Raw genomic sequence first — 10,143 nt, forward strand, 5'->3', positions numbered from 1 at the left:
TAGGTAATGGGTAATAGATTTACGGATAAGGAGGTTATACAAAAACACAACAGGATGACTATATAGACAATCAAAAACCGCGAATTTGCAATTTGCGGTTAAAAATAGACATAGGTTACAATTTAGACTTTTATTTTATGTGAGGAATGAACTGTGAAACAGTTTCATAATAGTGTTTTTGTATCAAGTATGGCAGCTTGTGTTCTCTTAGCAACCCAACCAGTATTAGCACAGATCACACAAGTTACTGATGTTAAACTCACTCCCATAGAAGGGGGAGTTAGTGTAATTTTAAAAACAGCGGCGGGAGATCGTCCCCAGGTATTTACCACTAAAAAGGACAAATCCTTAGTTGCAGATGTCATTAATGCTCAATTGCGTCTACCCAAGGGTGATAACTTCCGTCAAGAAAATCCTGCACCGGGAATTGCGGCTATTGAGGTTAAACAATTAGATGCTAATAGCATTCGGGTGACAGTCATAGGTATTGATGATGCCCCCAGCAGTCAACCCGTAATGCGAAAGGATAATAATCTTACCCTGGGCTTTACAAGCACCACAAATTCAACAGCATCAAATCCCACTAAGCCAACAGAAAAGGTATTAGCCGCAGAGGCTACAACTACCCCTACAGACAGAGTACCAGTTGCACCAGCTACCACATCTGAATATAAACCAGATGAACCAGGTAAGCGCCCAGATGTTCTCGTCCCTAACCCTCAAGTCACCATTGACGGTAAAATTGCCCAATCCGCAGGGCCAAATCAACCCTATAACCAAGCTCCTCCTTTTTTACCGAGAGCAGTTGCTCCACCAGTAGGAGATATTACCCAATCGAATATTGATACATCACCCACAGTCATTGATTTAGGGACTCAAGAACGAGTTCCCCGGTTAGTGTTGCGTGATGCACCTGTGAGAGAGGTTTTATCATTGTTAGCGCGGGCTGCTAATTTAAACGTAGTTTATAGCGGTGGTGAGGGAGCGTCAGCAGCCGGTACTGATGGAACTAAGACATCTCAAACAATTTCCCTAGATATAGAAAACGAACCTGTACAAGATGTCTTTAACTACGTCTTGCGCTTGAGTGGTTTAGAAGCGAACCGCACGGGACGCACGATTTTTGTTGGGGCTAAACTCCCTAACTCCACCCGTGATAATGTCATGCGGAGTTTGCGACTAAATCAGGTAACAGTGGGAGTTGCGTTAAACTTCTTGGTTGGTATGGGTGCAGAAAGTGCTGTCAGCCGGGAACGACAAGTTACTAGCGTTAATGCTGTAGCCGTTGGTGCTGCTGCTGCTCCCGTTACCCAAACTCAAACTACCACGGAAACAAAAGTAGAAACTCAACGGATTGACTATAAAGACTCAACACCTTTACTGAGGGGTTTGCAAGCATTAGGAGACGAGCGCACCAATGCTATTACATTGATTGGTAATCCTAAGCTGGTGGAAATGGCAGTATCTCAATTAACACAGCTTGACATCCGTCGTCGTCAAGTGGTGGTTAATGTCAAAATTATTGATGTCAACCTTTCTGGCATTCAAGATTCTAACACCAGTTTTTCCTTTGGTGTTGGCAATAACTACTTCTCAAATGACGGTGGTGCTGCTGCGTTTAATTTTGGTGGTTCTAGACCTCCTACTGGTACAGAAGTGGCAAATAGTATAACTGCAACACCAGCAATTGCTAATCCATTTGTCGGCGCAACTCCAAACACATTTGTTGACCCCAATAATTTTACGACAATAACACAAGGTGGCTCGCCAACAACAATAACTAACAGCTCTTCAAGTCCATATACATATACTGACCCTGCCGGTCGAGGGGCGTTTACAGTTCCGGCTGGGCAGAGTATTACTTTACCTGCGATAAATACCGATGTTCGTACAACAACGGCAGCTTCTTCAAGCAACATCTTACAACCAGGTTTCACTGGTATTAATAATGCTGCAACTAATACTACTGTGACTATAGATGCTACAGGAACTGTCACCGTCAGTCCTGGTACTTTGAATACGGTTGCGTCGGCTCTACCATCTATATACCAATTTCCCAAACGCTTTCTTGCTAGTTTGCAAGCTCAGATCCAAAATAGAAATGCCAAGATTTTAACTGACCCAACATTAATTGTCCAAGAAGGTCAACAGGCTTCTGTTAACCTAACTGAAGAAGTTGTGGGCAAGGTTGAAAATCTAATAACTTCCGCTGATGGAATAACTACCCAAAGTTTCACAGTTGGTAAAGAAAAAGTCGGTCTCACACTAGGTGTAAAAATTGAGCGAATTGACGATAATGGCTTTGTTTCCTTATCTGTTTCTCCCTCTGTTAAAGCACCTGTAGGGACACAAACAGTCAATCTTTTAAACAATTCAAGCCAAAGCATAGTTTTAATATCTGAACGCTCTCTACAATCTGGTTTAATTCGGTTGAGAGATGGACAGACACTTGTTCTATCAGGTATTATTCAAGACCAAGATCGAACTGCTGTCACTAAAATTCCCATTTTGGGTGATATTCCCCTCATTGGTTCTTTGTTTAGAAAAACAAATAGAGAGAATGATCGCAAAGAGGTAATTGTATTACTTACACCTCAAGTTATGGATGACTCTGAGCGTTCTGCTTATGGTTATAATTACACACCTAGTCCCCAAGTACGGCAAATCTTAGAACGTCGGGGGTTGAAGGTGCAGCCTCGTTAGTTAGTTCTTGGTGATTGTTTTCCACATACCCGATTTCTGAGAAAAGTCGGGTATTTAGCTGATTGCTTCTAAAATCAACAGTAAAGAAAATTATTATTATCTGCTCATGCTGAGATTAATTACTGACTTTGACGGTCCAATCATGGATGTTTCTGAACGCTACTACCGTGTTTATCAGTTGTGTTTAGAGAAAACTCGATATCCTGAGCAAACAATTACAGAACTTTCTAAAACCGAATTTTGGCAACTCAAGCGCTCTCACACTCCCGAAATCCAAATTGCCTTAAAATCGGGTTTAGATGCACAGCAAGGGCAACAATTTTCCCAAATTCGCAAACAAACAGTTCACACCCAACCTTATTTTCAGTATGATGCCCTGATCTCAACTGCATTAGACGCACTCAGCAAAGTTGAAGCAGCCGGTGTTGATTTAGCCGTAATGACAATGCGGAGGGTGCGAGAACTAGATTATGCCTTTAATCAACACAATTTAAGCCAATTTTTCCCAGAAAATCGCCGTTATTGTCTAAGTAACGACTATGTAAAAACCCGCGATATCGAAGATAAACCTTTGTTAATGGCTAGAGCTTTAGCAGAACTCCCCCCTGTTACTGATACTTGGATGGTAGGAGATACAGAAGCCGATATTACTGCTGCCAAAACACATAATATTAAAATTATTGCCGTTGAGTCTGGTATCCGCGATCGCGCACAACTAGCATCTTATCAACCTGATATGATTGTGACCGATTTAAAAACCGCCGTAGATTTTATTCTTAACCAGTAAATCCATAATAATGGGTAATCGGCCATGAACCAATTACCCATCACTTAACGCAAAAAGCTACTTACTAACCACATCAATATAAAAGTCAACAGCGTAGAAAACTGATTCGCTGTCAAATTTATTAACGGTAATGGTAATATCAAGCCAGCAATCAAACCACCAGCAATCAAACCAATAATTAAACTGGCCAATGTGAATAAAACTGCTCGACCAAATTTACCTTCCTTGCGATTGAGGAAGTAAGTACCAATACCCACCCCAACTACTAAGGACAGTTGCAAAACCTGTTCTCCACCATTGGGGTAAAACAAGCTAATCGCACTTAAACCCAGATACCAAGCTCCTGGTAACAGCACATCAGTTAATGTGGGCTGATAGAGCAAGCGTGGTGTTAGCCATTCCAAACTCCGTTGTAGCCATGCAGGAGACTGCCGACCAAGGATTGGACTTGCTTGGGGAGAAGATGGAACTCGCATCTCTGGAAACCGGATGCGTTCAGGGACTTTGATTTTACCTTCTTGGCGCATCCGGAGACGCTCCATTAGAATTGCATCATAAGCCGCTTCAATGACTTCTAGGTTGTTGCCTTCACCACCATGTTGCTCTAACAGGCGATTTCTAGCATCTTGAATTTCATCAAAGCTTGCATCTTCTGATACCCCAAGTTTTTCGTAGGGATTTTGATCACTCATGGGAGTTTATTACTTCAGCCTCAGTCAGCGGCAATCTTGATTTTGCAGAAAAACAACTTTAGATTTTATATTGACCACAACAAACGCACAAGGTGAACTGTATCCAGACGTTTTAACCCCAATAGATAGGATTATTTTGCTGTTTGCTTCCTGCTTTTCATCAGCCCGACGGCGGGTTTTTGTCTACAGGTTTCAATTCCCCACTTGCCACGTATATTCAATAATTATACACAAAGTTAGAAAAGCCACTACAACCCAATAATTCAGAACATTACTGATTAAGTTTTAGTTCTAATTTTATGGGAGTAAATGATATTAGAAGATTTATTTTATCCTCTTAACAGCATAGTAGCATGAGTTTGTTTAATTGATCTAAAACTTTAACAATAGTTACCTTAACGCAGTACCAATTTTCCGGTCAGCGTAAAGCTTAGTGTCGTCAGATTTGAGCGGGCAAAGAATTATAAATTATTTTTAATTGCTAATTTACTGTATAAAAAGTATACTATCTTACAGTAATACCTTGGCTGAATTCACCATTTACAGGAAACTAGACTGAATCAAGTACAACACTTGTTACCAGCATATTTATCTTTTCAATAAAATAATCAGGATAGTCATGGCTGTCCCCTGTAAATTTTGAATGACTGCCAACGTAGAAACTGCGTTTTTACGCAATCTGTTGATTAATCCTATGCACTTTTGTATAAAATAATGGTCATGGCCGTTGCCAAGATTCTTGTAGTTGATGACGATCCAGCGGTTCGGAATTTAATCCAACGCTTTTTGCTTAAACAAAATTATCAAGTAGAGTCCGCCGAAGATGGTAAAACGGCTCTGGTTGTGTTTGAGCAATTTAACCCCGATTTGGTGATTCTGGATGTTAATTTACCGGATGTAATTGGTTTTAACCTTTGTCAAGAAATGCAAAGTCGTAGTGGCGTATTTGTGCTATTGCTGACGAGCAGAACAGACGAAGCTGATAAAATTCGCGGTTTTTCTAAAGGTGCTGACGACTATCTGACCAAGCCATTTGGTTTGGGAGAATTAGAAGTTAGAGTAGCAGCAATTTTAAGACGGCAGCGGATTGTGACTAATGCCGAACACCAACGCCTAGTCTTTGATAAGCTAATGATTGATCCTGTGCGCCGGGAAGTAATACTTAATACTGAACCCATTCCCTTAACGGCTCTAGAATTTGACTTATTGTATTTTTTAGCGAGTCATCCCGGCCGGGTTTGGCGACGATCTGAACTGATCCAAGAAGTTTGGGACTATGAATACGTCGGAGATCAGAGGGTCGTAGATGTCCATATCGGTCAAATTCGGAAGAAAATTGAAATTGATTCGACTCAATCAACAGTAATTCAGACTATCCGTGGTGTAGGGTATAAGTTTGAATGCGCTACTTCTGCCTAAAAATAGTTTTGATTGCCATCTCTCAACTGTCACCACTCCCGCGCCTTACGCCTTGAAGGCGTGGGATGATGCAAAATTTACTGATTATTGATGAAATAAAGTTTCTAAGTAGACACGAGCCGCTCGGCGATCGCTCTCGCCATTTTGCAGCAAAAATAGGGATAAAGCCGCTGTTAATACTCGGTTTTGATCCCAATCAGGATGGTTTTCTAAGTAGTTATTCATAGATTCCTGTAATGTTTCGGGAATTTCGGTAAAGATAGGGACTGTTGTGTTCATAAAATTTTCCTGTGGATCAATTAAGGGGAGTTACTTGTGTTCAGTTTTACTTAGGGATGAGTCATGCCCTATGGGCGAAGTAGGGAGGGAAATTAAAATAAACCAGAATACAAGATTCAGATATAGATTCAGATGTTGAACAAAAATAAAACTCAAGACTCATCATTTTGCGCTCACAAGGGGTGGATTTGTCAATGCTGCGAAATGTTAACAATTAGCAGTCAAAAATAAATCTTTACGAATTAATCAGGCTTAGGACTAGATTTTTGTTACATAACTTCATGAAAACTCGGTTGTCAAGCCTGTTAGTAGTAAAAAATTCACAATCCCCAACAAGTCAGGAATAGCTGATTAAATCGTAGAACATCTGTGGAAAAGTGCAAAATTACCTGTGGAAATCCTGTGGAATCAAGGAGGAAAACAGTAGCTAATAATAAGAATTACCAAAATGTCAGGAAAACCTGACATATCAGGCAAGTAAGATGGTAAAGTCAATTAATACATTAAAGTTATGCAAAATTATACAAATTTTTGATTATCTAGCTGAGGCTGGTAAACTTAGTTGCTAGTTCGGACGGGCTAAATAGACGTTAAAATATACAAAAGTAGTAATTTATCTGAGTTGCCGTAATACCCCATCCCTAAGATTGTTCTTGGAAACAAGAATCCTTCTCTATAGGTCAGGAAGCGTCAATGTCTTTGCTACAATAAAATCCCTAATCCTGTTAATTTTTAATTCTCCTGTCTGAGAAATTGGAATGTTAGACCAAATATTTAATTACTTAAACTTTCATTTCAGCGTTGAAGCCTCTATAGTCCTCTTAATATTAGTGTTTTTAGAGGCAGTGCTGTCGGCTGATAATGCCATCGCTCTCGCTGCGATCGCCCAAGGACTAGAAGACAAAAAACTAGAAGGTCAAGCCCTAAACATTGGTTTAGTATTTGCTTATGTCCTGAGAATTACCCTGTTGTTAACAGCTACTTGGGTACAGAAATTTTGGCAATTTGAACTATTGGGCGCTGGTTATCTTTTATGGCTAGTATTCCAACACTTTAGCTCCCAAGAAGATGAGGCCAATCACCATCACGGACCACGTTTTAAATCTCTGTGGCAAGCTATACCCGTGATTGCTTTTACAGATTTAGCCTTTTCCTTGGATAGTGTCACCACAGCGATCGCCGTTTCTCAAGAAACATGGTTGGTAATCACTGGTACAACCATCGGGATTGTCACCCTCCGATTCATGGCTGGATTATTTATCCGCTGGTTAGATGAATATGAAAACTTAGAAGACGCAGGTTACATCACTGTAGCGTTTGTAGGTTTACGTCTGTTATTAAAAGTCATAAACGATGATTTAGTCCCACCAGAATGGCTCGTAGTGACTGCCATTGGTATCATCCTAGCCTGGGGCTTCTCTAAGCGCACCGTTGTGGAATTAGTCCCAGAAGAACGGAAAAAAGCTGAAGTCTTGAAATAAGAAGTCAGGAGTCAGGATTCAGGGGAGAATTATATTTTTAGTTCTTCCTTCTTCCTTCTGAACTCCTGAACTCCTGTTCATTTATTCACGCAGCCAAGGAGTTGAATGAGATTGCCAAGCCACTAATTCCTCTTCCTTAAACCACAGCGCAATTTCGGTTTTGGCGGTTTCTTGAGCATCAGAACCGTGAATTAAGTTACGACCAACATTGATGCCAAAATCACCACGAATTGTGCCTGGTTCTGATGTTAAGGGATTGGTTGCGCCAATAATCTTTCTGGCTGCGGCCACAACGCCCTCACCTTCCCAAACCATTGCTACCACGGGACTAGAAATGATAAATTCGACTAAACCAGGGAAAAAAGGTCTTTCACGGTGAACATCATAATGTTGTTCCGCTAATTCTTTACTAACCTTCATAAACTTTAAGCCCACTAGGGTAAAGCCCTTAGTTTCAAATCGGCGAATAATTTCACCCACCAAGCCGCGTTGTACACCGTCAGGCTTAATTGCTAAAAATGTGCGTTCCAAATCTGTCTCCAAAAACATAATCAAATTTTGATGGGTTAATTGTCAGTTGTATTGATGTCTTTTGTCTAGTAGTCTGGGGAATTTTCCCTAAAAATTGGAGAGATAAGGGAACGAATGCTTACCTAATTACTAATTCTTAATCAGAAATTATTTCTAGTTGTATATCCGTTACTAGACTATTTTGCTAAATTGTTATTTCGTGGGCTAAACACAGAGGTCAGGAAGAAATGGGTGTCGAGTCAACCGCTGATGAGATTGTAAAAATGCCATCTAATGGGCATAAAGCCGAATTAAAAAGCCAAAAACAGAAGAAGAAACTTTTAGCACCTAGTACAACTACAGGAGATAAATCTCTTCCTTGGAAAATTGAGAACAGTGAAGACCTTTACCGGATTGAAGGTTGGGGACAACCTTATTTTTCGATTAATGCGGCTGGTCATGTCACTGTCTCCCCCAAAGGTGAACGTGGTGGGTCATTAGACTTATTTGAGTTGGTCAATGCCTTACAGCAGCGTAATTTGGGGTTGCCCATGTTAATCAGGTTTTCTGATATTTTGGAAGACCGAATTGAGAGATTGAATGCTTGTTTTGCGAAGGCGATCGCTCGCTATAACTATCCCGGTGTGTATCGGGGGGTATTTCCTGTTAAATGCAATCAACAACGCCACCTGATCGAAGATTTAGTTCGTTTTGGTAAACCCCATCAATTTGGTTTAGAAGCAGGTTCTAAGCCAGAATTAATGATTGCTCTGGCTTTGTTAGATACACCAGGCGCATTGTTAATTTGCAACGGCTACAAAGACCAGGAATACATCGAAACAGCGATGTTAGCCCAGAGACTAGGACAAACACCAGTCATCGTCCTAGAGCAAATTGAAGAGGTAGATTTAGCCATTGCGGTCAGTCGTCAATTAGGCATTAAGCCCATTTTGGGAGTAAGAGCAAAGTTAAGTACCCAAGGAATGGGGCGTTGGGGAACTTCCACAGGCGATCGCGCTAAGTTTGGCTTGACAATTCCTGAAATTATGGAAGCTGTGGAAAAATTAGGTGCAGCCGACTTACTCGGTTCTTTGCAATTATTACACTTTCACATTGGTTCTCAAATCTCCGCCATCAATGTCATTAAAGATGCCATCCAAGAAGCCAGCCGCATTTATGTAGAGTTGGCCATGCTAGGGGCCGATATGAAATATTTAGACGTGGGTGGCGGATTGGGTGTAGATTACGACGGCTCTCAAACTAACTTCTACACATCGAAAAACTACAATATGCAAAACTATGCTAACGACATCGTGGCAGAGTTAAAAGACACCTGTGATGAAAAGCATATTCCCGTACCAACATTAGTGAGTGAAAGTGGCCGGGCAATTTCTTCCCACCAATCGGTTTTAATCTTTGATGTTCTCAGCACCAGCGATGTCCCCCTTGATCCCCCTTCCCCCCACCAAGAGGGAGAATCCCCAATTATTAAATATCTCTGGGAAACTTACCAATCCATCAACAAAGAAAATTACCAAGAGTTTTATCACGATGCTGCTCAATTCAAAGAAGAAGCTATCAGTCGTTTCAACTTAGGAATTTTGCGCCTCAATGAACGCGCTAAAGCCGAGCGTCTTTACTGGGCTTGTTGTCAAAAGGTTTTAACTCTCATTCGTCAGGAAGAATACGTACCTGATGAGTTGGAAGACCTAGAAAAAATCATGGCTTCCATTTACTATATCAATCTTTCTGTGTTTCAATCAGCACCGGATTGTTGGGCTATAGATCAACTATTTCCCATTATGCCCATACATCGTCTGGATGAAGAACCAACCCGGAGAGGAATTTTAGCGGACTTAACCTGCGATAGTGATGGGAAAATAGACCGCTTCATAGATTTGCGAGATGTCAAATCAGTGTTAGAACTGCACGAATTTGAGCCAGGAAAACCCTATTATCTAGGAATGTTCCTCAATGGAGCGTACCAGGAAATTATGGGGAATTTACATAATCTCTTTGGTGACACTAACGCCGTTCATATCAACTTAACCCCCAAGGGATACCAAATTGAACACGTTGTCAAGGGCGATACCATGAGTGAAGTTCTGAGCTATGTCCAGTATGATGCTGAAGATATGGTAGAAAATATTCGCCAACGTTGTGAACGAGCTTTAGAAGAACAGCACATCACCCTGGCAGAATCTCAGCGACTATTACAAACCTATGAGCAAAGTTTACAACGGTATACTTACTTGAATAGTTAGGATTGGTG

Annotated in this window: 8 protein-coding genes; 5 read left to right on the top strand and 3 right to left on the bottom strand. The window is 41.0% G+C overall.

Translation table 11 applies throughout. The features are described 5' to 3' along the window. The first annotated feature begins 153 nt into the window (after window positions 1-153). On the top strand, window positions 154-2,703 hold the full coding sequence (locus FJR11_RS21530) for a type IV pilus secretin family protein (protein WP_168507427.1): 2,550 nt from the start codon (window positions 154-156) through the stop codon (window positions 2,701-2,703). Between the two features lie 106 nt (window positions 2,704-2,809). Further along, window positions 2,810-3,490: an HAD family hydrolase gene (locus FJR11_RS21535; RefSeq protein ID WP_168507429.1), complete on the top strand. Its 681-nt coding sequence runs from the start codon at window positions 2,810-2,812 to the stop codon at window positions 3,488-3,490. Between the two features lie 44 nt (window positions 3,491-3,534). Here the strand turns inward: FJR11_RS21535 and FJR11_RS21540 are convergent, their stop codons facing one another. Continuing rightward, entirely contained in the window at window positions 3,535-4,182 is a 648-nt protein-coding gene (locus FJR11_RS21540; protein WP_168507431.1) for a CPP1-like family protein, read from the bottom strand. Window positions 4,183-4,902: 720 nt separating this feature from the next. On the opposite strand from FJR11_RS21540, the gene FJR11_RS21545 reads away from it, so the two are divergent. Next, window positions 4,903-5,601 (top strand): response regulator transcription factor, encoded by a 699-nt coding sequence (locus tag FJR11_RS21545; RefSeq protein WP_168507443.1) that lies wholly within the window; start codon window positions 4,903-4,905, stop codon window positions 5,599-5,601. 84 nt (window positions 5,602-5,685) lie between these two features. Here the strand turns inward: FJR11_RS21545 and FJR11_RS21550 are convergent, their stop codons facing one another. Beyond that, entirely contained in the window at window positions 5,686-5,880 is a 195-nt protein-coding gene (locus FJR11_RS21550) for a DUF2811 domain-containing protein (RefSeq protein WP_168507433.1), read from the bottom strand. Between the two features lie 758 nt (window positions 5,881-6,638). Between FJR11_RS21550 and FJR11_RS21555 the strand changes: the two genes are divergently transcribed. Beyond that, entirely contained in the window at window positions 6,639-7,361 is a 723-nt protein-coding gene (locus FJR11_RS21555; RefSeq protein WP_168507434.1) for a TerC family protein, read from the top strand. An 81-nt stretch (window positions 7,362-7,442) separates the two neighbouring features. On the opposite strand, the gene ndk is transcribed toward FJR11_RS21555, so the two are convergent. After that, a complete protein-coding gene (ndk, locus tag FJR11_RS21560; RefSeq protein ID WP_168507445.1) occupies window positions 7,443-7,892 on the bottom strand; it encodes a nucleoside-diphosphate kinase in 450 nt (149 codons plus the stop codon). Window positions 7,893-8,119: 227 nt separating this feature from the next. On the opposite strand from ndk, the gene speA reads away from it, so the two are divergent. Continuing rightward, window positions 8,120-10,135, top strand: a complete 2,016-nt coding sequence (gene speA, locus FJR11_RS21565) for a biosynthetic arginine decarboxylase (protein WP_168507436.1) — start codon at window positions 8,120-8,122, stop codon at window positions 10,133-10,135. Window positions 10,136-10,143: the final 8 nt, after the last annotated feature.

This window comes from Anabaena sp. UHCC 0187 (assembly GCF_009712035.1).
Classification (GTDB): Bacteria; Cyanobacteriota; Cyanobacteriia; order Cyanobacteriales; family Nostocaceae; genus Dolichospermum.

What these genes read in the sequence shown, in the direction of transcription:
- FJR11_RS21545 (WP_168507443.1), top strand. Translation starts at nt 4,903, where the DNA reads ATGGCCGTTGCCAAGATTCTTGTAGTTGATGACGATCCAGCGGTTCGG.
- speA (WP_168507436.1), top strand. Translation starts at nt 8,120, where the DNA reads ATGGGTGTCGAGTCAACCGCTGATGAGATTGTAAAAATGCCATCTAAT.
- FJR11_RS21535 (WP_168507429.1), top strand. Translation starts at nt 2,810, where the DNA reads ATGCTGAGATTAATTACTGACTTTGACGGTCCAATCATGGATGTTTCT.
- FJR11_RS21540 (WP_168507431.1), bottom strand. Translation starts at nt 4,182, where the DNA reads ATGAGTGATCAAAATCCCTACGAAAAACTTGGGGTATCAGAAGATGCA.
- FJR11_RS21555 (WP_168507434.1), top strand. Translation starts at nt 6,639, where the DNA reads ATGTTAGACCAAATATTTAATTACTTAAACTTTCATTTCAGCGTTGAA.
- FJR11_RS21550 (WP_168507433.1), bottom strand. Translation starts at nt 5,880, where the DNA reads ATGAACACAACAGTCCCTATCTTTACCGAAATTCCCGAAACATTACAG.